Annotated in this window: 24 protein-coding genes; 7 read left to right on the plus strand and 17 right to left on the minus strand. The window is 64.1% G+C overall.

What is annotated here, in order from left to right:
• Positions 1 to 2: 2 nt before the first annotated feature.
• Genes cyoE through DBR12_RS10605 form a run of 4 tightly spaced genes read right to left on the minus strand, consistent with a single transcriptional unit; the run spans position 3 to position 3,556 of the window.
• Positions 3 to 905, minus strand: coding sequence for a heme o synthase (cyoE, locus tag DBR12_RS10590; RefSeq protein ID WP_108617208.1), 903 nt, complete (start codon positions 903 to 905; stop codon positions 3 to 5).
• A complete protein-coding gene (locus DBR12_RS10595) occupies positions 902 to 2,086 on the minus strand; it encodes a heme A synthase (RefSeq protein WP_108617209.1) in 1,185 nt (394 codons plus the stop codon). Before DBR12_RS10595 ends, cyoE begins: the two co-directional genes overlap by 4 nt.
• Positions 2,083 to 2,826, minus strand: coding sequence for a hypothetical protein (locus DBR12_RS10600; RefSeq protein WP_108617210.1), 744 nt, complete (start codon positions 2,824 to 2,826; stop codon positions 2,083 to 2,085). The genes DBR12_RS10595 and DBR12_RS10600 overlap by 4 nt, the downstream gene beginning before the upstream one ends.
• On the minus strand, positions 2,768 to 3,556 hold the full coding sequence (locus DBR12_RS10605) for an SURF1 family protein (RefSeq protein WP_108617211.1): 789 nt from the start codon (positions 3,554 to 3,556) through the stop codon (positions 2,768 to 2,770). The genes DBR12_RS10600 and DBR12_RS10605 overlap by 59 nt, the downstream gene beginning before the upstream one ends.
• 15 nt (positions 3,557 to 3,571) lie before the next feature.
• Between DBR12_RS10605 and DBR12_RS10610 the strand changes: the two genes are divergently transcribed.
• Positions 3,572 to 3,802: a twin transmembrane helix small protein gene (locus tag DBR12_RS10610; RefSeq protein ID WP_108617212.1), complete on the plus strand. Its 231-nt coding sequence runs from the start codon at positions 3,572 to 3,574 to the stop codon at positions 3,800 to 3,802.
• Between the two features lie 122 nt (positions 3,803 to 3,924).
• Here DBR12_RS10610 and DBR12_RS10615 read toward each other — a convergent pair whose 3' ends face one another.
• The 8 genes from DBR12_RS10615 to DBR12_RS10645 form a co-directional block, all read right to left on the minus strand.
• Positions 3,925 to 4,806 carry a cytochrome c oxidase subunit 3 gene (locus DBR12_RS10615; protein ID WP_063458867.1) on the minus strand — a complete coding sequence of 294 codons (882 nt, stop codon included), beginning with the start codon at positions 4,804 to 4,806 and terminating at the stop codon, positions 3,925 to 3,927.
• 64 nt (positions 4,807 to 4,870) lie between these two features.
• Entirely contained in the window at positions 4,871 to 5,095 is a 225-nt protein-coding gene (locus DBR12_RS10620) for a DUF2970 domain-containing protein (RefSeq protein ID WP_108617213.1), read from the minus strand.
• Positions 5,092 to 5,730 (minus strand): cytochrome c oxidase assembly protein, encoded by a 639-nt coding sequence (locus tag DBR12_RS10625; protein WP_108617214.1) that lies wholly within the window; start codon positions 5,728 to 5,730, stop codon positions 5,092 to 5,094. The genes DBR12_RS10620 and DBR12_RS10625 overlap by 4 nt, the downstream gene beginning before the upstream one ends.
• Positions 5,731 to 5,748: 18 nt before the next feature.
• Complete coding sequence (locus DBR12_RS22725) at positions 5,749 to 5,859, minus strand: cytochrome oxidase small assembly protein (RefSeq protein ID WP_212742253.1); 111 nt, start codon at positions 5,857 to 5,859, stop codon at positions 5,749 to 5,751.
• Between the two features lie 11 nt (positions 5,860 to 5,870).
• On the minus strand, positions 5,871 to 7,502 hold the full coding sequence (gene ctaD, locus DBR12_RS10630; protein ID WP_063458870.1) for a cytochrome c oxidase subunit I: 1,632 nt from the start codon (positions 7,500 to 7,502) through the stop codon (positions 5,871 to 5,873).
• A gap of 29 nt (positions 7,503 to 7,531) precedes the next feature.
• Positions 7,532 to 8,701 carry a cytochrome c oxidase subunit II gene (gene coxB, locus DBR12_RS10635; RefSeq protein WP_108617215.1) on the minus strand — a complete coding sequence of 390 codons (1,170 nt, stop codon included), beginning with the start codon at positions 8,699 to 8,701 and terminating at the stop codon, positions 7,532 to 7,534.
• A 59-nt stretch (positions 8,702 to 8,760) separates the two neighbouring features.
• The gene (locus DBR12_RS10640; protein WP_108617216.1) at positions 8,761 to 9,237 is read right to left on the minus strand and encodes a DUF2244 domain-containing protein; all 477 of its coding nucleotides are present in this window, start codon (positions 9,235 to 9,237) and stop codon (positions 8,761 to 8,763) included.
• A gap of 151 nt (positions 9,238 to 9,388) precedes the next feature.
• A complete protein-coding gene (locus DBR12_RS10645; RefSeq protein WP_108617217.1) occupies positions 9,389 to 10,291 on the minus strand; it encodes a biotin synthase in 903 nt (300 codons plus the stop codon).
• A gap of 34 nt (positions 10,292 to 10,325) precedes the next feature.
• Between DBR12_RS10645 and DBR12_RS10650 the strand changes: the two genes are divergently transcribed.
• Complete coding sequence (locus tag DBR12_RS10650; RefSeq protein ID WP_108617218.1) at positions 10,326 to 11,057, plus strand: ComF family protein; 732 nt, start codon at positions 10,326 to 10,328, stop codon at positions 11,055 to 11,057.
• Positions 11,058 to 11,163: 106 nt separating this feature from the next.
• On the plus strand, positions 11,164 to 11,691 hold the full coding sequence (locus DBR12_RS10655) for a tRNA (cytidine(34)-2'-O)-methyltransferase (protein WP_108617219.1): 528 nt from the start codon (positions 11,164 to 11,166) through the stop codon (positions 11,689 to 11,691).
• On the opposite strand, the gene DBR12_RS10660 is transcribed toward DBR12_RS10655, so the two are convergent.
• The 4 genes from DBR12_RS10660 to DBR12_RS10675 all read right to left on the minus strand — a co-directional run bounded on the left by DBR12_RS10660 (position 11,684) and on the right by DBR12_RS10675 (position 14,783).
• On the minus strand, positions 11,684 to 12,625 hold the full coding sequence (locus DBR12_RS10660; RefSeq protein WP_108617220.1) for a LysR family transcriptional regulator: 942 nt from the start codon (positions 12,623 to 12,625) through the stop codon (positions 11,684 to 11,686). The genes DBR12_RS10655 and DBR12_RS10660 overlap by 8 nt on opposite strands.
• 209 nt (positions 12,626 to 12,834) lie before the next feature.
• Complete coding sequence (locus tag DBR12_RS10665; protein ID WP_108617221.1) at positions 12,835 to 13,299, minus strand: MaoC family dehydratase; 465 nt, start codon at positions 13,297 to 13,299, stop codon at positions 12,835 to 12,837.
• 96 nt (positions 13,300 to 13,395) lie between these two features.
• Complete coding sequence (locus tag DBR12_RS10670) at positions 13,396 to 14,013, minus strand: ParA family protein (protein ID WP_108617222.1); 618 nt, start codon at positions 14,011 to 14,013, stop codon at positions 13,396 to 13,398.
• 131 nt (positions 14,014 to 14,144) lie between these two features.
• The gene (locus tag DBR12_RS10675; RefSeq protein WP_094291362.1) at positions 14,145 to 14,783 is read right to left on the minus strand and encodes a LysE family translocator; all 639 of its coding nucleotides are present in this window, start codon (positions 14,781 to 14,783) and stop codon (positions 14,145 to 14,147) included.
• A gap of 261 nt (positions 14,784 to 15,044) precedes the next feature.
• On the opposite strand from DBR12_RS10675, the gene kefC reads away from it, so the two are divergent.
• Positions 15,045 to 16,955, plus strand: a complete 1,911-nt coding sequence (kefC, locus tag DBR12_RS10680) for a glutathione-regulated potassium-efflux system protein KefC (protein ID WP_108617223.1) — start codon at positions 15,045 to 15,047, stop codon at positions 16,953 to 16,955.
• A 228-nt stretch (positions 16,956 to 17,183) separates the two neighbouring features.
• Here kefC and DBR12_RS10685 read toward each other — a convergent pair whose 3' ends face one another.
• Positions 17,184 to 17,891, minus strand: coding sequence for a hypothetical protein (locus DBR12_RS10685; RefSeq protein WP_146185512.1), 708 nt, complete (start codon positions 17,889 to 17,891; stop codon positions 17,184 to 17,186).
• Between the two features lie 490 nt (positions 17,892 to 18,381).
• Between DBR12_RS10685 and DBR12_RS10690 the strand changes: the two genes are divergently transcribed.
• The 3 genes from DBR12_RS10690 to DBR12_RS22335 all read left to right on the plus strand — a co-directional run.
• Positions 18,382 to 20,580: a TonB-dependent siderophore receptor gene (locus tag DBR12_RS10690; RefSeq protein ID WP_108617225.1), complete on the plus strand. Its 2,199-nt coding sequence runs from the start codon at positions 18,382 to 18,384 to the stop codon at positions 20,578 to 20,580.
• Positions 20,581 to 20,610: 30 nt separating this feature from the next.
• Positions 20,611 to 21,783 carry a PepSY domain-containing protein gene (locus DBR12_RS10695; RefSeq protein WP_108617226.1) on the plus strand — a complete coding sequence of 391 codons (1,173 nt, stop codon included), beginning with the start codon at positions 20,611 to 20,613 and terminating at the stop codon, positions 21,781 to 21,783.
• A gap of 40 nt (positions 21,784 to 21,823) precedes the next feature.
• Positions 21,824 to 22,611: hypothetical protein (locus DBR12_RS22335; protein ID WP_199226670.1), on the plus strand; the 788-nt coding region annotated here is incomplete at its 3' end.

Consider the following 22,611-nt stretch of genomic DNA (forward strand, 5'->3'; position numbering starts at 1 on the left):
ATTCACAGCACGTAGTGATCCACCAGCAGGGCTGCGAACAACGCACTCAGGTGGATCAGGGAAAAACGGAAGGTCTTGCGCGCCAGCGCATCGGAGTAGTTGCGCCACAGGGCAAAGCCGTACCCACAGAATCCCGCAGACAGCAGAACGGCAGCCACCAGGTAGATCCACGAACTCATGCCATACACAAAAGGCATGAGGCAGCCCGCGAACAGGATCAGGGTGTAGAGGAACACCTGCAGCCGGGTGAACTCGTTGCCATGGGTGACCGGCAGCATGGGCAGACCGGACTTGCGGTAGTCCTCCACGCGGTACAGCGCCAGCGCCCAGAAGTGCGGCGGCGTCCACAGAAAGATGATGAGGAACAGGATCAGCGCCTCGGGGCCCACATCGCCCGTCATGGCTGCCCAACCCAGCACCGGGGGCATGGCGCCGGATGCGCCGCCAATCACGATGTTCTGCGGCGTGAGCGGCTTGAGGATCACGGTGTAGACCACCGCATAGCCCACGAAGGTGGCAAAGGTGAGCCACATGGTCAGCGGGTTGATGCAGAAATAAAGCAGGGCCGAGCCCGCCGCGCACAGCACGGCGGAGAACAGCAGGGTCTGTGCGTTGGACAGCTCGCCCTTGGCCGTGGGGCGCCACGCCGTGCGCTTCATCTTGGCGTCGATGCCCTGCTCCACGATGCAGTTGAACGCGGCTGCTGCGCCGGCCACCAGCCACACCCCGGCACTGGCCAGCGCCATGTGGCCGAGCTGCACGGCGTTGGGCAGGCCGGGCACCGCCAGCACCATGCCGATCAGGGCACAGAAAACGATGAGCTGCACCACGCGGGGCTTGGTCAGCGCATAAAACTGCTGCATGCGCGAGGGCAAGGCAACAACGTGGGGGGGGGCAACACTCATGCAGACACTCTCGATGCGCCAGGCGACGCGGAAAACTCTCGGGGTTGGGGCACCGCCGCACGGCTGGACACCATGGCCCAGGTCAGCACGACGACCAGGGCAGCCGCGCCGCCGGTGTGCAGCACGGCGGCCACCAGCGGCCAGTCCAGGATCACGTTGGACAGACCCGTGACCAGCTGCAGCACCGACAAGCCCGCAAGCCATCGCGTTTGCGCGCCCAGCACACCACTGCGGTGCAGGCGCCAGGCCAGCCACGCAAGCGCCGCCAGCACCACATAGGCCATGAGGCGGTGCACGTAATGGATGGCCGTAAGCCCCGCAAAACTGATATGACTGCCGTCTTGCAGCATGCCCAGTTTGCGCCAGATCTGGAAGCCTTGGGCAAAATCCATGGCAGGCCACCAGCTGCCCTGGCAGGTGGGGAAAGTGGTGCACGCCAGCACGGCGTAGTTGGTGCTGACCCAGCCGCCCAGCACCACCTGCAATGCCAACAGCAGCCCGACCCAGGCCAGGCCCCGGCGCAGCGGGGGCAAGATCACAGTGGGCAAGCGGCCTTGCGCCGCGTGGGTGTGGCGCACCGCCTGCACACACAGCAACGCCAGTAACACCAGCCCACCAATCAGGTGCAGCGTGACGATGGCGGGAAAGAGCTTCATCGTCACGGTGAGCGCGCCAAAGGCACCTTGCAGACACACCCACACCAATGTGACCGTGGGCCACCAGGGGCTGAGCGGCGGCGCCTCGGCCCTGCCCTGCCGGGCGCGGCGCTGTTGCACCCAGGAGGACACCGTGAGCACGATGATCAGCACGCCGACGCCAGTAGCCAGATAGCGGTGGATCATCTCGACCCAGGCCTTGCCATGGGTGACGGGGCCGGTAGGCATGGCCTCTTGCGCGGCCGCAATTTCTGCGCGCGCACCCACCGGGCTGGCGCTGCCATAGCAGCCTGGCCAATCGGGGCAACCCAGGCCCGAATCGGTGAGGCGGGTGAAGGCGCCAAACAGCACCAGGTCAAAGGTCAAAAACAAGGTCAGCACCGTGAGGGCCTGCAGGCGCCGCATGGGCGAGCTGCGGCGGTTGCGCACCCACACCCAGGCCAGCGGCCCCAACGCAATCAACAGGCCCAGGAGCATCAACTCCAGCACGGGCGCCAGGTCGTACAGCGGCTGGGTGTCGCTCATGGCTGGCCCGGCCGCCCGGCGTCGTCCCAGGACGAGGAGGCGCGCAGCAGGCGCTCCAGGTCACGCTTGGCCTTGGCGGCGCCGCTGGTATCCATGGCCGCAGGGAAGCGCATCATCCAGTTGCCCATGGGGTCCACCACATACAGGTGGTCGGCCTGCTGCTGGCCCGCCGCCGGTGAGAGCCAGGCATCGAGTGCAGCGCTGTCCACCCGCAGCACCGTGGCCTTTTGCAGGGCCGGCGCCAGCGCGTCGGGGATGGCCGCGTTGTCGTTGACGAGCCAGACCCAGTCCAGGCGGTCTTTTTCCTTGCCCAGGCTTTCGCGGAGTTGTCGCTGCAGATAAAGGTGGTTCTGGCATGGCGCATCGCAGGCGCCACCGGCCACGCTCACCAGCAGCCACTGCCCCTTGAGCGAGGCCAGGGGTACCGATGCGCCATCGGGCGTGGCTACATTGAGGGCAGGCAGCGTGCGCTGGGGTTCGATCAACTCCCCATAGTTGCGGCGGCCCTCGGGGCGAATCACATAGTAGGTGAAATACGAGGCGATCACCGGCGCTGCGCAGATCGCCAGTACGCCCAGCATCTTCCAGCGGCCATGGCGCGTGCGCTGCGCGCTTGCCACGGCATCTCCGGCCTCGGGCAGGGTGTGCACAGTCAGCCCAAGTGGGTGCTCGGCACGGACCTCAGGAGGCAGGCTGGCTGCGCGGGCGAATGAACCGTCGGACGATTTGGAACCAGACATAGAGAAGTGCCATCAGGCCGCAGAGCCCGAACCATTGAAATGCGTAACCGTAGTGTTTATCGACGCCTGCGCCCACCACGGGCCAGTCGCGTTGCAGGCCGTCGCCTGCACCCACCGCCTCGCCCGTCTGCACCACAGTGAGCGGGGCGAGCGCCAGGCCGGTTTCGGTGCGAAACGCGGCCAAGTCGAGATTTTGCCGGATGCGGGAAGACCCCTGAGCGCCGGGGGCGCCCGCGCCGCTGCCATCCCCGCCAAACTCGTACAGGCGTGAGGGCGCGGCGGCCACACGCCCCGCAACCCGAACCGCCACATCCTGCGGGGTCTGCACCTGGGGCAGTTGGGTACGATCCTGAAAATTACGCGGCACCCAGCCCCGCTGTACAAGCACCACCCCTGAGGGGGAGTCCACCAATTGCAGGGGCGTGAGCACAAAAAAGCCGGGGCGGCCATTCATCTGGCGGTTGTCGAGGTACACGGTGTGCTCGGGCAGCCAACGCCCTTCCAGCACCACCGCGCGGTGCACGAGCGCTTCGGCGGGTTGCGACAGCAGCACACGGCCATCCATCGCAGGCATGCGGCCACGTGCGTCCAGCATGGCCTGCAGGGTTTCTTTCTGCGCCGCGCGCGACAACTGCCAGCGCCCCAGCGACGCGGTGACCAGCATGCCCACCACAGCTGCCAGCGTGATGAGCCAGAAACGCAGACCCAGGGGGCGGCGAAAAGTGCTCACGGGATAATGTGCTCCATGAAATACCTCGTAGTGCTGGCGTTCATCGCCATTTTGGCCAGCCTCGCGTCGGCCTTGTTCTTCATGATGCGCAACGGCCAGGGCGGCCAGGGCGACAAGCGCAAAGGCAACCACATGGCCAAGGCGCTGGCAGTTCGGGTGGGGCTGTCCATTGTGCTATTTGTGTGCATTCTGATGGCCTGGCAGCTGGGCTATATCCAGCCCACCGGCCTACCAGCAACCCGCTGACCGGGCCAGTTCCAGCAAGCGCCGTTACCTGCCACAGGGGCGAACAAGCAGCCTCTTGCTGCACGCACCTCCAACAAAAAAAGCGCCGCGAGGCGCTTTTTTTGTTGGGTTACATAGGGTGCTCACATCCAGTAAACCAGCACGTACAGTCCGAGCCACACCACGTCCACAAAGTGCCAGTACCAGGCGGCACCTTCAAAGCCGAAGTGCTTGTCGGCGGTGAAGTGGCCCTTTTGCAGGCGCAGCGTGATCACCAGCAGCATCAGCATGCCCAGGAACACGTGGAAGCCGTGGAAACCGGTCAGCATGAAGAAGGTGGAGCCGAACACGCCCGAGTTGAGCTTGAGATTCAGGTCGGTGTACAGGTGGTAGTACTCGTAGCCTTGCACCAGCAGGAAGACAAAACCCAGCAGCACCGTGGCCCACATGAAACCAATCGTCTTGCCGCGATGGTTTTCGCGCAGTGCGTGGTGGGCAATGGTCAGCGTCACGCCCGAGGTCAGCAGCAGCGCAGTGTTGATGGTGGGCAGCCAGAAGGGGCCGACCGTCTGGAAAGGCTCGACAATGCCAGCAGGCGAGGCTGTGACGCCTGCCGCCACGCTGGGCCACACTGCCTTGAAATCAGGCCAGAGCAGCGCGTTGTCGAGGCTACCCAATGCAGGCACCGAGTGCGAACGCGCCCACCACAGCGCCGTGAAGAACGCGCCGAAGAACATCACCTCCGAGAAGATGAACCAGCTCATGCTCCAACGGTACGACAGGTCGATCTTGTGGCCATACAGGCCACCTTCGCTTTCGCGCACCGCATCACCGAACCACTGGTACAGCGTGAACAACCACCACACCAGGCCCAGGGCCAGGGAATACTTACCCCAGTCGTGGCCGTTGATCCACTGGCCTGCGCCAAGGATGACAAAGAACAGGCCTGCAGCCGCCATCACCGGGTGGCGCGACTCGGCAGGCACATAGTAGTACGGGGTTCCGCCGTGGGTTGATGCACTCATTTCAGCTCCTGAATCTCAAATCTTTGTTTTCAGTCTTGTTGTTGATACGGGTCCAACAACTTATTCACACTACCCAATTCACCAAGGCCATCAGCCCCATCACCAGCAAAAAAACCGCTACTAGCCCCACCACGATGATGTGCAGCGGGTTGAGCTTTTCAACATCCTGCTGGTACTCGCTGCCCTTGCGCAGTCCAATGAGCGACCATGCCACCGCGCACACCGTGCGCAGCAACGAGCCCTTGCGCTCCAGCGGCTTCATGGCAGCTGGATCGAGCGGCGCGCTCATGAGCCAACTCCCGTCGCCAGCACACCGGGGGCGGACAAGGAACCGCTCACACCTGCGGTGGAGTCCGGAGCAGCAGGCGTCTTGCCACCCACCTCGAAGAACGTGTAGGACAGCGTGATGGTGGTCACGTCCTTGGACAGGCGCGGATCTATCACGAAGGCCACGGGCCACTCCTTCTTCTCACCAGGCTCCAGCACATACTGGTTGAAACAGAAACACTCAAGCTTGTTGAAGTGGGCTGCCGCCTGGCGCGGGGCATAACTCGGAATGGCCTGCGCTGCCATGCGGCGGTTCTGCACGTTCTGGAATTCGTACATCACCGTGGTCAGCTCCCCAGGGTGCACCTGCACCGAGCGCTGGGCGGGCTTGAAGTCCCAGGGACCGCGCGCATTGGCGTCGAACTCGACGGTGATGGTGCGGCTCTTGTCCACCTGCGTGTTCGCTGGCAGCTTCACGTCCTTGCCTGCCACGCCGTTGCCCGGCACCTGCCGCTCAGACAGCGACAGGATGTTGATGCCGGTCATCTCGCAGATGTGCTTGTAGATCGGGATCAGCACGTAGCCGAAGGCGAACATGCCGGCCGCAATCACGACCAGCTTGCCGACCATCTTGGCGTTTTCGCGGCGCAGGCTCATGGCAGGTGGGGCCTCAGCTCAACGGGAGAGGAAAAACACCTTAGCCATGAACCCGACGAAGAACACCACTGCAATCGACGCCAGGATCAGCGCCATCCGCAGGTTGCTCTTTTTCTGCTCGGGTGTCATAGGCGCGGTCCTCAGCCGATCACACGGGTGGCCGTGGCGTCCAGCTTTGGTGGGTTCTCAAAGGTGTGGAAAGGCGCAGGGGATGGAACTTCCCACTCCAGGCCCTCGGCACCGTCCCAAGGCTTGGCAGCAGCCTTTTCACCCTTGCCACGCATGGCGGGCACGATGACGGCCAGGAAGAAGTACACCTGCATCAGACCGAAGCCGAATGCACCCACCGAAGCAATCGCATTGAAGTCCGCGAACTGCATGGGGTAGTCGGCGTAGCGGCGGGGCATGCCGGCCAGGCCCAGGAAGTGCATGGGGAAGAAGGTGATGTTGAACGTGATCAGCGAACCCCAGAAGTGGATCTGGCCACGGGTTTCGGAGTACATCACGCCGGTCCACTTGGGCAGCCAGTAGTACACGCCAGCAAACATGGAGAACAGCGAGCCGGCCACCAGCACATAGTGGAAGTGGGCCACCACGTAGTAGGTGTCTTGCAGCTGGATGTCGATGGGTGCCATGGCCAGGATCAGGCCGGTGAAGCCGCCCATGGTGAACACGAAGATGAAGCCCACGGCAAACAGCATGGGGGTTTCAAACGTCATCGAACCGCGCCACATCGTGGCGATCCAGTTGAAGATCTTCACGGCCGTGGGCACGGAGATCAGCATGGTGGCATACATGAAGAACAGCTGGCCTGTCACGGGCATACCGGTCGTGAACATGTGGTGGGCCCACACAATGAACGACAGAATGGCAATGGACGAGGTGGCATACACCATGGAGGCGTAACCGAACAGCTTCTTGCGCGCAAAGGCGGGCACGATCTGGCTGATGATGCCGAAAGCCGGCAAGATCATGATGTACACCTCGGGGTGACCGAAGAACCAGAAGATGTGCTGGTACATCACCGGATCACCGCCGCCAGCGGGGTTGAAGAAGCTGGTGCCGAAGTGGCGGTCCGTCAGCGTCATGGTGATGGCGCCAGCCAGCACGGGCATCACGGCGATCAGCAGGTACGCCGTGATGAGCCAGGTCCAGGCAAACATGGGCATCTTCATCAAGGTCATGCCGGGTGCGCGCATGTTCAGGATGGTCACGATGATGTTGATCGAGCCCATGATGGAAGATGCGCCCAGGATGTGCATCGCGAAGATGCCGGCGTCCATGGAGGGGCCCATCTGTAGCGTGAGCGGCGCGTACAGCGTCCAGCCAGCAGCGGGAGCGCCACCTGGCATGAAGAACGATGCCACGAGCATGATGGCCGCAGGGATCATCAGCCAGAAGCTGAAGTTGTTCATGCGAGCAAAGGCCATGTCGGATGCGCCGATTTGCAGCGGGATCATCCAGTTCGCAAAGCCCACGAAGGCCGGCATGATGGCGCCGAACACCATGATCAGGCCGTGCATGGTGGTGAGCTGGTTGAACAGCTCGGGGTTCACCAGTTGCAGCCCGGGCTGGAACAGCTCGGCACGGATCAACAGTGCCAGAACGCCCCCCACCATAAGCATGGTGAAGGCAAACAGCAGATACAGCGTGCCGATGTCTTTGTGGTTGGTGGCATACACCCAGCGGCGCCAGCCGGTGGGGCCATGGTGGCCATGGTCGTCGTGTGCGTGGTCGCCCGCGTGACCGTGGTTGTCGAGAACTGCGCTCATTTTGGATTCCTCAATACGATGGGCGATGATTACTTGCCACGCTGGGCCACGATTTCGGCGGGCTGCACCAGCTGACCGGTCTTGTTGGACCAGGAGTTCTTGGTGTAGGTCGTCACTGCAGCAATATCGGTATCGCTCAACTGCGTCCATGCGGGCATGGCTCCATTGGCAGCGCCCTTGAGCAGAATCTGGATCTGCTTGGCGTGGTCAGCGTCCAACACCACCGCAGAGGCATCAAGGGGCTTGATCGGACCAGCGCCCTTGCCATTGGCTTGATGGCAGGCTGCACAGTTCGCGGCATATACCTTCTCACCACGCTTCATGATGTCGTCCAGCGCCCATACCTTGGTCGGATCGTCCAGCTTGGCAGCAGCCTTCTTCTTCTGGTCTGCCACCCAGGCGGTGTAATCCTCGGCAGACACGACCTTCACATGGATGGGCATGTAGGCGTGCTCTTTGCCACACAGCTCGGCGCACTGGCCGTAATAGTCGCCAATCTTTTCGGCGCGGAACCAAGTGTCGCGCACGAAGCCCGGAATGGCGTCCTGCTTGATACCGAAGGCAGGCACCATGAAGGCGTGGATCACGTCATTGGCGGTGGTGATGATGCGGATCTTCTTGCCCACTGGCACCACCATCGGGTTGTCCACCTTGAGCAGGTAGTCGGCAGGCGCGTCGGCGACCTTCCCGCTGTCAGACATCACACGGTGGCTGCTGTCCAACGTGGAGATGAACGCCAGGCCTTCGCCTTCGCCGGTGATGTAGTCATAACCCCACTTCCACTGGTAGCCCGTGGTTTTGATGGTGAGGTCGGCGTTGGTGGTGTCCTTCTGGGCCACGAGGACCTTGGTAGCGGGCAGTGCCATCAGGATCACAATGATGAAGGGGATGACGGTCCAGACCACCTCGACGGTGACGGACTCATGGAAGTTGGCCGACTTGGCGCCCTTGGAGCGGCGGTGCTTCCAGATCGAATAGAACATCACAGAGAACACTGCAACAAAGATCACCGTGCAGATGATCAGCATCATCCAGTGCAGAAAATGCTGCTCTTGAGCAATTTTGGTCACCGGGGGATGCAGGTTCAGCTGGTTGACTGCGGGGCCACCAGGCAGGTCCTGGACGGCATGGGCTGCGGAGCCCACCCATGCACCGGCAATCAGCAGCAGAGAAGCCAGCTTGTTGGAAATGCTCTTCATAGTTCTCACTTACTTCTAAGCCTCAATTTAACCAATCCCCTGCACGAGCCTGCGTGGGGTCAGGCGGCGCGCAAGGCCATGCGGATCTCCGATGCCAGGGCCGGTCGAAGTTCGGGGCGCACAAAGCGCCCCACCTCAACGGATCGACCCTGCGCAGACAGCATGATGAGCGAGTGATCTCCGGTCTTGGGTTCTACACGAACCCGGCTCCGGTCAAACTCTGCGCGCTCAAGCCGGCCTGCCGTCTCCCGTTCCACCACAAGGCGCGAGCCTTGCAGTGAAATCCTCTCGCCATCCGCCGCATGGCGACCGTACATGGCGAATGCAATTCCTACAGCCAAGATTTCGAGCCAGGCAAATGGCATCACCAAGTAGGCGCCGAGCATCCAGAAGCACGCTGCAATCCCCAGTGACACCAAGCACAAGGACAGATACATCCACCCCAACTGTGCCGGCGTGACCGAACAATTACGGGCCAAGCGCCAGTCAATGCGCTGACCAGACACCGTGGCAAAACGAAAAACCAAGCCCGTCACAGGTCGTGCCCACAAGGCTGCTGGCGCACCGTTTGTGGCGCCTCTGGCACCACAGGCGCAGCCCGCAAATTTGCGCGGGAAGATGCCCGAAATCTCAATAACCCTGAATTGTAGCGTGCCTTGTTCCAAGTCATTGACACGGAGTTACAGGTTAGTTTTCTTTGCCGCGCTTGCGCAACATCAAACGCATGTCCTGCAGCGAAACCGAGCTGCTGGAGTCCATGCGCACCCGTGGCGCGGGCTTGAAAGCGTGGCCATAAATGATTTCAAAAGTCAGTGCCAACTGGCCTCCCTGCTGCGGATCAGCCAGGCGCTCAGCCAGCACGGCATAGAGCTTGTCGCGCCAGCGCCGTCCGCGCAATGAGGGAAAGCGATCAGGATGCAGATTGCACCCCAGCTCGCGCAGCTCCTGCACCAACCGCTCGGGGGTGGCGAAGGTGAGTGTGATGCGCTCCATGTCCATCACCGGCTCGGCATAACCCGCATGCACCAGCATGTCGCCCCAGTCGTGCATGTCGGTAAACGCATGGCCCGCCGCAGGCCAGCCCAGGGCTGCATACACCCCGTGCAGCTCCCGCAGAGAGTCGGGCCCCAGACACGAGAACATGAGGTAGCCGTCCACCGCCAGTGCGCGGTGCCACTGCGCGATCAGGGCTTGCGGGTCTGCGGCCGTGTGCAGTGCCATGTTGGCCCAGAGCATCTGCACACTGGCATCGGCGGGCATGCCCCACTGAGGGCTGGCGGCGCTCCAGCGCGAGAGACTCCACCAGGGCTTGGCCAATGCCTGCCGCACCACCGGCTCGCAGTGCGCGGCAGATTCAAACACCTGGCAACGGGCCTCGGGATAGCGGGCACTCACCAGCGCATGGGCCTGCAGCCCGCCACGCAAGGCATCCCAGTGGCACCAGGACGCCGGAGCCTGACGAATCCACTGCAAACGGTCCTCCATGCGGCGCGCCACCTCTTCATGGAGCCATGGGGACAAGGCAGGTGCAGCGGCCTGCCAGCGGGCAGCAGCAATGGGATCAATGGTGGGGGGGCGCTCGGAGGACATGGCAGCTCACAGGGACGGACGAGTATATTGATTCATGCTTTTTCAAGGATTGCCAGGGCTTTCACGCCACCTGCGGGGCTTGCGGAGCCTGGTCAGCCGCGTGCCCAGCCAATGTGCCGCTTGCCACGCCTGGCCGTCACAGCGTATGTGCAATGCCTGCGTCGCCAGGTTCGCCCAGCCCGCCAGCCGCTGCCAGCGCTGTGCCTTGCGGGTGCCAACAGGCGTGGCCGTGTGTGGCACCTGCCTGCAGCACCCGCCGGCCTTTGATGCCTGCCTGGCCGCCGTGGACTACGGCTACCCATGGTCCTCCGCGCTGGCAGACTTCAAGTTCCGGGCTGACCCCGGCTGGGCCAGCACGCTCGCCACACTGTTGCGCAGCACCCCCTGGGTTGAGCCCACGATCGAGGCCGCTGCCAAGGTGCTGCCCGTACCGCTGTCTGCCGAACGCCTGCGAGAGCGCGGCTTCAACCAGTCGGCCCTGCTGGCCAGGCACCTGGCGGGCGCCAAGACCGATGTGCACAGCCTGCTGCGCCTGCATGCCACCGAGGCCCAAAGCGGCCTGCCACGCACCCAGCGGCTACGCAACCTGCAAGGTGCATTTGCGGTGGAGCCCGCCCGTGCCGCCGCCCTGCGGGCGCAGCGCGTGGTGCTGCTGGACGACGTGATGACCACGGGCGCCACCGTGCACGCCGCCACACTGGCCCTGCGCGAGGCCGGAGTGGCGCATGTGACGGTGGTGGTGCTGGCACGCACAGCATTGGAGTAGACGGGCTGCAGCACCCGCTGTGCACTGCCCCGGTGCCTGCCAAGCGGGATACTTTTGATTACGAGCGGTTGCTCAACTCACATCCGGGGCGAAGACAATAGCGGGCATGTTCCACATCGTCCTCGTCGAACCCGAAATCCCGCCCAACACAGGCAACATCATCCGCCTGGCGGCCAACACGGGTTGCACGCTGCACCTGATCGAGCCCCTGGGGTTCTCGATGGAGGACCGGCTGATGCGCCGCGCGGGGCTGGACTACCATGAATACACCCGGGTACTGCGCCACAGCGGCTGGACAGCTTTCTTGCGCGACGCGCAACCCGACCCCACGCGCATGTTCGCCATGACCACGCACGCCTCGCAGCCGGTGTTTTCCACCTGTTTCCTGCCAGGCGACTGGCTGGTGTTTGGCGCCGAAACCCGGGGGCTGCCCGCCGAGTTGCGCGACAGCTTCCCGCCCGCCCAGCGTCTGCGCCTGCCCATGGTCGAGGGACAGCGCAGCCTCAACCTGTCGAATGCGGTGGCGGTGACGGTGTTCGAGGCTTGGCGCCAGAACAGCTTTGCCATGCCCGACGGCCAGATCACCATCGAGCCCGAAGGCACCATCATCAGCGGGTTCGCCCAGCTCAGCTGAACTGGCCGCGCTTGTCGGCCATGGCCAACGGCACCTGTTCGGTCAGGAAGTCCAGAAACACCCGTGTGCGCGCCGGCAACATGCGGCCCGAGGGCAGCGCCGCATAGATCGTGTAGCGCGAAAAAATCCAGTTCGGCAGAATGTGCACCAGCTCACCCCGCGCCAAATGGTCCTCGGCCAACAGGCGCGAAGTGACGGTCACACCAGCTCCATCCACGGCGGCGCGCATGAGCAGCTCGGTGCTCATGGACTGCAGCACCGCAGGCGTTTCCACCTCTTCGTCGGGCACATCGGCCCGCAGCGACTGCAGGCGCAGCTTGCGGCCCGGCCCCATCTGCGCACGCACCGGCGCACTGGAGTCGCGCAGGAAGTCATGCTGCACCAGATCCTGCGGCTCGCGCGGCGTGCCCCGGCGATTCAGGTAGTGGGGCGACGCCACCACGATGGCCTCGCCCTGCACAAGGGGGCGCGCCACAATGTTGGCGTCAAAGTCTTCGCCCACCACCATGATGGTCACATCGAACTCATCCACCCTGCTGGAGGCGAAGGCGTCCATGCTGATGTCCAGCATCAGCTTGGGATAGTGCGCATGCCACAGCGCCACCATGGGCGCAAGGAAGTTGGTGGCAAGCACAGGGGCCGCCACGATGCGAATGGTGCCGCGCAGGTCACGCGTGCTGGCAGCGGCAGCGGCCTCGGCATCGTCGATCTCGTGCAGGATGGCGCGCACACGCTGCAGATAAGACTCTCCCGCATCGGTGAGCGAGAGCTTGCGGGTCGTGCGCTGCAGCAGCCGCGTGCCCAGGTGCTGCTCTAGCTCGGCCACCATGCGGGTGACCACGGGGGGCGACATGTCCATGGCGCGGGCAGCGGCGGCAAAGCCACCCTCTTCCACCACACGCTCGAAAATTTTCATGGCTTGCAGGCGGTCCATGGTTCAGACCTCCTGCCTAAAAACACGAGCGCCTAACGAGAGCGCAGTCCGTGGAACACGCGCGATCCAGGCCAGCGACCGCCGCGCAAGGGCCGCCCAAGCTGAGCAGCGGCGCTTCCCTTGCGTGCGCTGGCGGTGTCCCCCTTCCCGAATGGCGCAGCCATTCGAGAAAAGGGGGAAGCGGCGCAGCCGCTCAGGGGGATGTCCTTCTATGCCGGAGCGCCGAAATTGCGCGCCAGCGATTCGGCCACGCACACCGGCTTGTCGCTGCCCTCGCGCTCCACAGTCACCAGCCAGGTCATCTGCATGCCATCGGGTGCCACGGGCTCGGCAGCTTGTAGCGACAGGCGTGCACGCAGCCGACTTCCCACCGGCACGGGCGCCGTAAAGCGCACCTTGTTGAGCCCGTAGTTCACGCCCATGCGTGCGCCCTCGATGGTCAGGCCCGTCTCGAAAAACTGTGGAATCAGCGACAGCGTGAGAAACCCGTGCGCAATGGGCGCGCCAAACGGCCCGGCCTTGGCGCGCTCGGGGTCCACATGGATCCACTGGTGGTCGCCCGTGGCCTGGGCGAACAGGTTGACCTGTTCCTGCGTGATGGTGATCCAGTCGGTCACGGCGACCTCTTGGCCCACGCAGGCGCTGACTTCGGAGTAAGAGCGGAAGATTTTCATCGTCGCAATGTAGCCCCGCGTCCCGGCGCGCCTTGTCTGCCGGGTGACAGGTGTTGTCCCGGAGGGCTGGTTGTACGTTCTGCTTCACGCTGTCCTTCAAGAATTGAGCCAGTCACAAATGCCTTGCCACTGCTCCAGATCGCGCCCCACCCGGCCCGGCGCCACGTCAAACAGCGTGAGGCCGTGCGCCGCCAGGTGCACATAGTTTTGGGTGTCGCGCAGGTAGCCCAGCACGGGAAACCCCAGGCTGTCCACAAAGTGATGCAACTGCTCAGCCGCCTTGGTGCGGGCATCCACCCGCATGCCGACGATGCCGATTTGCACGCCCTCGGCCCGGCGGTGCTCGGCCAGCTGGTCCAGAAAGCTGCGCGTGGCAAAGATGTCGAACACGCTGGGCTGCAGCGGCACGATGATCTTGTCGGCCAGCTTGAGTACGTCGTTCAGGCGCCAGCCGTGCAGCCCGGCGGGCGTATCGAGCACCGCATGCGTCGTGCCCTTGGGCGGGCGGCTGATCACGTCCGAGCTGGCGTCCCAGCCGCCAATCGCACGCGCGGCCGGGGGGCGCAGGCCCAACCAGAGCCGGGCGGATTCTTGCCGGTCAGTGTCGCCCAGGATGACGGGATGCCCCTGGCTCGCAAAGTAGCCCGCAATGTTGGTGGACAGCGTGGACTTGCCCACGCCGCCCTTCGGGTTGGCGACAACGACTACTGGCATGACAAGCTCCTTGGAATCTGCAGGTCCATGAAAAAATACAAGCCAAATCAGCCCTCTGCGCCTGATGAACAAGCGCTTTAAGCTATCAAATCAAGAGCAATTAACACCATCTGCGCGCTTGGAGTGCGCCCTCAGGCGTGCTGGCCACCGCGCTTGACGAAGAACAGCCCTGCCCCCACCGCCATCAGCAAACCGCCAAAAACGCGGTTCTGCGCGCGCACGGCCCGGGCGCTGCGCATCAGGCGACGCAGCGCGCTGGCACCAAAAGCGTAGCCGTGCATCACCACCACGTCCACCGTGACGGTGGTGGCGGCCATCACCAGCAGCTGCGTCCACAGCGGGCGTGTGTCGGTCATGAACTGGGGTAGCACGGCCACCATGAAGATGATGCCCTTGGGGTTGGTGGCGTTGGTCAGGAAGCCGGTAAGGCAGCGCTTTTGCCAGGTGCCAGCGGCCTCGTGTGCATCGCCCTGGGCGATGGGCGCATCGCCCGCGCGCCACTGGTTGAAACCCACATAGATCAGGTAGCACGCGCCCAGCACCTTGACCACACTGAACGCCACCTCGGACGCCAGCAGCAGCGAGCCCACGCCCGCACCGGCGATCAGCAGAATCAGCAGCAGGCCCAGCTGCAGGCCCAAAATCGTGGCGCCCGTCTTGCGCACACCAAACGACAAACCATGGCTCATCGACAGCACTGCGCCCGAGCCCGGCGACACCGCAATCAGGCACGACGCCGCAAAAAAAGCCAGCCAAGTCTGCAAGTCCATGGATCACCGTGCCCGTGTGCGAAGAAGGGGAAGCATCTTAACAACGCCCCGCACGGCAACCAAATTTGTATAAAAAAGGCTGCTACCGCGCAACCCTATTGCCTCAAAAGCTATCAAAACTGAAGCACAAGAGCCCCAAGCCGCGCGCACCCTCCCCAAGCACCACAGCAATGCCAGAATCCTGACCAACCCACGCGCGCCCGCACCCTGCGGCGCCTGCCCCACGCCACCGCCTGCATCGCCTTCTATCTATCTCCATCTATGGAACACGCCCCCACCTGGCTCACCTACGGTTTTCTGTACCTGACCGCCGCCGTGCTGGCCGTGCCCATTGCCAAGGCGCTGGGCCTGGGCGCCATCATTGGCTATCTGGCGGCAGGCATCGCCATCGGACCCTGGGGCCTGGGGCTGGTGAGCAATGTGCAGGACATCCTGCACTTCGCGGAATTCGGCGTGGTGCTGATGCTGTTCCTCGTCGGTCTGGAGCTGCAACCGAGCCGCCTGTGGGCGCTGCGCCGCCCCATTTTTGGCACCGGCACCGCCCAGGTGCTGGGCTGCGCCGCCGTGCTGTTTGCGCTGGGCGCGCTGGCGGGCCTGCCCTGGCGCGTGAGCCTGGTGGGCGCACTGGGCCTGGCGCTGTCGTCCACGGCGATTGCACTGCAGGTGCTGGCCGAGCGCAACCTCATGCGCACCCGCAGCGGCCAGGCAGGCTTCTCCATCCTGCTGTTCCAGGACGTGGCCGCCATCCCCATCCTGGCGCTGCTGCCGGTGCTGGGTGCTGCCGCAGGCGACGGCGCGGGCCACACCCCGGGCGAGATGGTGCTGGAGGTGCTCAAGATCGTCGGCGTGATCGCTGCCATCATCCTGGGCGGGCGCCTGCTGCTGCGCCCCGTGCTGCGCTGGATCGCCAAGAGCAACACCCCCGAAATCTTCACCGCCGCCGCACTGCTGCTGGTGGTGGGCATTGCCTACCTGATGGTGCTGGTGGGCCTGTCGATGGCGCTGGGCGCCTTTCTGGCGGGCGTGCTGCTGGCCGACAGCGAATACCGGCGCGAGCTGGAGGCCGACATCGAGCCCTTCAAGGGCCTGCTGCTCGGGCTGTTCTTCATCGCCGTGGGCATGAGCATCGACTTTGGCGTGATCCTGCGCTCGCCCGGGCTCATGGCCGCCATCCTGGTCGGCTTCCTCGCGGCCAAGGCTGTCGTCATCTACACCTTGGCCAAGGTGGTCGATATCCCCTACCAGGAGCGCCCCGTCTTCACCCTGCTGCTGGCCCAGGGCGGCGAGTTTGCGTTTGTGGTGTTCCAGGCCGCTGCGGGCGCCAAGGTGTTCCCGGCCGAAACCGCCTCGCTGCTGATCGGCGCCGTCGCGCTGTCGATGCTCATCAGCCCCCTGCTGCTCGTGGTGATGGACCGCGTGCTGCTGCGCCGCTACGCACAGCTGAAAAACACAACGCCCCAGGCCGAAGAAATTTCCGAACCCCAAGAGGCGCCCATCATCATCGCGGGCTTCGGCCGCTACGGACAGATCGTCTCGCGCGTGCTGCTGGCCCAGGGCATCCCCACCACCGTGCTGGACCACAGCGTGGAGATGCTGGAAGTGGCCCGCACCTTCGGCTACCGCGTGTTCTACGGCGACGCCACGCGGCTCGACCTGCTGCGCATAGCAGGCGCCGAGCGTGCCCGCATCCTCGTGGTGGCGGTGGACGACCCCGAGCAATCCCTCCAGATCGCCAAGCTCGCCCGCGAACATTTCCCCCACCTGCAGGTCGTGGCCCGCGCCCGCGACATCAGCCACTGGAACAAGCTGCGCGACCTGGGCGTAACGCTGGTGCAGCGCGAGCTGTTCGAGTCCAGCCTGCAAAGCGCGCACACCGTGCTGGAGCTGATGGGCCTGCCTGCCGCGCAAGCCACCGCCATCACCCAACGCTTTCGCACCCACAACATCGCGCTGGCCGACCGCATGTACCCGCACTACAAAGACCGCGCCAAGTTCATCGCCGTGGCGCGCGAGGGCCGCAACCAGTTTGCGGAGCAGATGGCGCGGGAGCGGCAGGAGGGTGCGGCGCTGGGCGAGGAAAGTGGCGCGTATCCGGGGTATGGCGGCGTAGCAGACGGGGATGACGGCAACACGGCCGCCAGCTCCCTGGAGCTTGAAAAGAAAAGCCTCTAACGGTTGCCTGCCAACCGCTGGTAGCTACGTAGTCAATAGCAAATCCGAGACCGAAGGGGTAACGCTCCAGTCTTCATGAGATGCCATGAACCGCGCCATGGAGCTGCACGCAAAACAGTGATCGCGTCACTTTGTTGGCACGACCAGTCACGCGCCAGTATCTAGGCCAGGGCTCATGGCATCGCCCTGTGGCGATCCCGAAAAATGACCACGCCGCCGTGCCACGCTTCAGTGCAGCTCCCACCATTGCTGAGCCTTGGCTCGATCAAATGCCGGAAGAATCGCCTTTTTGATCGGAACACCTGCCAAAGCAGGAAACTTCGCGCGGAAGGCAGGCTCGTCGACATCGAACCTGTCGGTGATGACGATATCGAATGTGCCGCCGGAAGCACCGGCAACAGCTTGATCGATCAAAGGAATCGACGGCCCGGCCTTGAATTCGTTGCCCTGGCGTTCTCGAACCGTCGCCGCGATGTGCCCTAGATAGAACACTCCGTTGCCGCTGACTTCCAGAGGAGAATGCATGGGCGCGAAGAACATGGCATTGATGGGGAAAGAACTCGCCAAACTCGTGAGTCCCCGAATTTCATATTGCCCGGGATCCAGTGCCAGCCTCAACAGGTAACTGTTTCCAGACTCGGCTGAGCCGGCTTCTTGCCTGGCTTTTTCGTCCATCGTGAAGTTCAGGCGGTCAGCCGCTTCTTTCGCCCCTGCTTTCTCGACATGAACCACGAGTAGCTTTGGCTGATGGGAGGTTCGGTAGGAATTTTTGATCGTGGCGGTGAGGAGAAAGATGGGTTTGCTTTTTTCGGTCAGTCGCTCTGTATCGTCCTGAAACGCCATATTTGTCCGGGTGGCGCATCCGCTGAGAACAAAAGCGAGCGTAAAAACTAGAAGCAACAGAAATCGATTTTTCATGGTTTTAGGTAGCGTCATGGAAAGATTCCCGCCACGGTCGCGCGCAGGGCTGGCAATGTAGCGGAGCGGCGAGCTTACGGTTTACGAACGCTGGAAATGCCCGGAAGACAGCATTTTTTTCTGAGCGGCGAACCAATGCCCCTCTCTTGGGTCATTTCCCAGCGCCTGCTCAACGCACCGACGGATGGCCACCCGGGTGTCAATCCGTACAAAACGATCAAGGTATTCACGCGCGCTGTTGGCGTTGGTGCACGAGCAGCAATCCTCTGGATCCAGCAGGCGGTTATCCCAAACCCTTGTGGAAAGAGCGGCGCAAAACCCAGTTGCCAAATGCTGGACACCAGTCCACTGAATTCGGAAAAGACTGACATATCGCAGTCCGCACATCGCGACTCAAAAAAACGATAATAATTCTCAATACAATTTAGCACTGCCAGCCAGCGTCCCGAAAAGCCACGCGAGCCAGCGCCTTCAGCGTTTGTCCGCCTTTCTCTCCATCGGGACCTCCATGTCTTCTCTGCCTTCGCGCGCGGCGCTTTCACCGCGTTCTTCGCATACCTGCCTTTGTTCCATCCCGTCCTGTTTCGCCACCTTTAGCCCCAGGGCCGGGCTGTTTGCCCTGACCCCACTGGCCCTGTGCCTTGCCCAGGCCGCCATGGCGCAGCAGCCCAGCACACCGGCAGCAGACACGGCAGTGACCGCACCTCAGCTCCAGGAAGTCCGCATCAACGCCAGCACCGAAAAGGACATGGGCTTTGCGCCCGTCGAGGCGCAAACCGCCAGCAAAGCGCCCATGCGGCGGCTGGAGACGCCGCAGTCCGTCAGCGTGGTCACGCGCGAGCAGATGGAGTCGCGGCAGATCACCAATGTGCAGCAGGCGCTGCAGACGGTGGCGGGGGTGAGCCCCGTCAACTTTGGGCGCCGGGGGTTTGACGACCTCAACATCCGGGGCTTTCGCTCCACCGAATCCATCCTGGTCGATGGCCTGGTGCAAAGCCCAGGCATGTGGGCCAAGCTGCAGCCCTATGGCTACGAGCGCTTTGAGGTGCTCAAGGGCTCGGCCTCGGTGCTGTACGGCCAGGTGCAGCCGGGTGGCATCGTCAATGCGGTGAGCAAGCGGCCCAAGAAGGAGGCCATCAACGAGGTGGGCGTGGAGGTGGGCAGCTTTGGCCAGCGCACGCTGCAGGCCGACATCAACCGGCCTCTGTCGGAATCGGGCAAGACGGCGCTGCGCATCAATGCCCAGGTGTCGGATGCGGACGACCCGACGCAATTTGTCTACCGCAAGGACCGCTGGTTTGCGCCATCGCTGTCCATCGACCTGGGCGCACAGACCGACCTGGTGCTGTTTGCCACCTACAGCCAAAGCCAGTGGATGCGCCAGCAAGGCATCTCGCCCTATGGCACGGTGCTGCCCAACCGCAACGGTACGCTGCCCGTCACCATGTTCACCGGCGACCCGAGCTTTGGCGGGTATGACGTAGAGAGCAAAACCGTGGGCTATGCGCTGGAGCACAAAATGTCGGAGGCCATGACCTTCCGCCAGAACGTGCGCTACGAGACCGAGAAGGGCACGGGCAACTTCATCTCCAACCTGGCCCTGCAGTCCAACCAGCGCCTGCAGAACCGCCAGGCATCTCGCCAGTACATGGACTACGACCTGCTGGCCACCGACACCTCGTTGCTATCGCGCTTTGAAACGCTGGGCGTAAAGCATCAGCTTGTCACGGGTCTGGATGTGCGCAGCGGCCACAGCCTGCTGGCCAGCCGCACCTGCCGCATCGGCGCGCTGGACCTGTTCGCGCCCGTTTACGGCATGCAGGCCATCTGCCCCGCCGCGCTGACTGCCGATGCACCCGCCAAGCTCACCGTGGCAGGCCTCTATGCGCAGGACCAGATCAAGTTCGGCCAGGGCTGGACGGCCTTGGTGGGCCTGCGCCGCGACTGGTCCACCAACGACACCAACAACCGCGTGACCAACACGCAGACGCGTCAGAAAGACAACGCCACCACGTTGTCGGCGGGGCTGGTGTATGAGTTCAAGCCCGGCTGGGCCGCCTATGGCAGCTATGGCGAATCGTTCCTGCCCCAGTCGGGCCTGACGTTTGCGGGCGCGTCCTTTGTGCCAGAAACCGGCAAACAATGGGAGGCCGGCGTGAAGTACGAAGCGCCCGGTGGCCAGCTCACGGGCGCAATCGCCATATTCGACCTGGTGCGCCAGAACGTCACCACGGCCGACCCTGTCAACACAGGCTTCAGCGTGCAGACCGGCGAGCAGCGCGCGCGCGGGCTGGAGCTGGAGCTGGGCGCGGACCTCAAAAACGGCTGGAAGCTGACCAGCGCCTACACCTACACGCAGACCAAGGTCACGCGCGACAACAACGCTGCCATCGTCGGCAAGCCGCTGAACCTCACACCGCGCCACACACTCACGGCCTGGGCCACTTACAAGCTGCCGCAGTACCAGCGGGTGACGCTGGGCCTGGGCGGGCGGTATGTGAGCGAGCAGATCGGCACGTACCCGTTCACGCTGCCGTCGTACTTTGTGGCCGATGCATCCATCAGCTACGCGGGCGACAACTACCGCGTGACGGCGGGCGTGAAAAACGTGTTCAACAAGGCGTATTACGACGGCGCGATCAACGCCAACGTGGTGTCGCCATCCCTGCCGCGCAACTTCAGCCTGGGCGTGACGTACTTCTTCTGACGCAGCGCCCCACCCCGCCTCCCGCACGCCATGACCAGCCAGCGCACGCTCAACCGCCTGTTCACCCTGCACTCCTGGGCAGGCATCGTCACGGGGCTGTTGATGTTCATCGTGTGCTTCTCGGGCGCGGTGGTGGTGTTCAAGAACGAGATCGACCTGTGGGCCAACCCGTCGCTGGCCCAGTTGCCGCGCTCTGACAAACCTGCGTCGCTCGACGTGGTGCTGACCGCGCTGCAGGCCCGCTACCCCGGCGGCACGGTGGAGACCATTGCGCTGCCGGATGCCATCAACCCGAGCTACTTCGCGTTCGTGCGCGAGCGCGGGGCCCCGGCCAACACGCGCACCAAGGTGGCGGTGCGGTCCGACACGGGTGCCGTGGTGGGGCCGGTGGACAGCCAGCTTGGCCAATACCTGCGCTCGCTGCATGTGTTCCTGTTCTTCGGACCCCGCTGGATCGTGGGGTTCCTGGGCGTGGCCATGCTGGTGCTGATTGCCACGGGCATCGTCATCCACCGCAAGATCCTGGCCGAGCTGTTCACGCAGCGCTGGGGCCGCAGCTTTCGCGTGGTGATGTCGGACCTGCACAAGTCCGCAGGCATTTGGGGGCTGGGCTTTCACATCCTGATTGCAGCCACCGGTGCGTGGATGGGGCTGGCGCCGCTGTTCGAGCAGGGCACCAAATACCTGACAACGAGCACTGCGACCACCAGCACCGAAGCTGCCGCCGCCAAGCCCGCGCGCAAGGCCACTGGCGATGCCGCCGCGCCCGTGCCCATGCAGTCGCTGGATGCGCTGTACGCCACCGCGCAGCAGGCCGTGCCGGGGCTGGAGGCGCGTTATGTGTCGCTGCGCCGCTGGGGCACCAGCACGGCTGAGGCGGGCTTTACCGGCAACCTGCAGGGCCACCTGGCCAGCACCGCGCGGGTGGACATCCACGGAGCCACCGGCGTGCCCAAGAAGGTGCACGACCCGCGCACGGCGGGCTTCTGGTCGCTGGTCAACGGCCTCATGGAGCCGCTGCACTTTGGCGACTTTGGCGGGCTGGCGCTCAAGTGGCTGTACTTCTTTTTGGGCATGACGCCCGCGTTCTTGTCGATCTCGGGCACGCTGATCTGGCTGGATGCACGCCAGCAGCGCAGGCGCGAGGCCGAGACCGAAGCCGCACAGAGCACATCGACCAGCGGGATCGCAGCGGCGGGTTGAGGCCGCATGGCCCGCGCCCTTTTCTGCAGCCCTACCGACCATGCAACGCTTCTTCCTGGCCCTGCACGCCACCACGCCTGCCGCGCTCATCGTTCTGGTGTTCGTCCACCTGTGGGGGCCATCAGGCCTGCCCCCGCTGGCGCAGCGGCCGGTGTGGTCGGTGTGGGCGCTCATCGGCGTGTGGCTGCTGATGTCGGTGGTAGCAGCATGGGCGCTGCGCACGCTGACGCTGTGGCGCGTGGCGCTGAGTGGCGCGGGCGCGCTGCTGGCCGTGGCCGGTGTTGCCGGGCTGGTGTTGGGCAGTGCGCAAGGCCCTGCCATGCTGGCCAGCCTGGTCGCCATGGGGCTGGTCTTTGGGGGCATCGCGGTTTTCATCGGGCCCCGGCGGGTGCAGGCACACCGGCTCAAGGCATCGCGCGCTGCAGCCATGGCACGGCCAAGCTCTGCCATGCCGCCAACCGCCACACAACCGCGCTGGCACCCGCGCGGCTGGGCTCGCTGTAGCTGGGTGGTGTCCGCCCACTGGCCGTTCTGGCTGAGCGGTGTGCTGGCGGTGGAATCCTTCCGCCTGGCCCACATTGTGGCCACCGAGCCCGCGCGCGCATCGGGCATGCTGGGCCTGTTGCTCGCCTTCTTCGTGGCCCTGCCCGCTGCCACCTTGCGCCACTGGGCCTCCCGCACCGCCGTGCTGCTGTGGGCCTTGGCCGCGTTGGCCTATGGCGGCCTGGCGGCCAAGGCGGGGCTGGTGCAGTGGGCGCTGGCGTCGGCATTGTGCGCCCTGGCTGCGGGTGCGCCGCTGCTGTGGCGCGCAGGGCATGCGTGGTGGGC

It is taken from the genome of Acidovorax sp. HMWF029 (genome assembly GCF_003060895.1).
Lineage (GTDB): Bacteria > Pseudomonadota > Gammaproteobacteria > Burkholderiales > Burkholderiaceae_C > Acidovorax.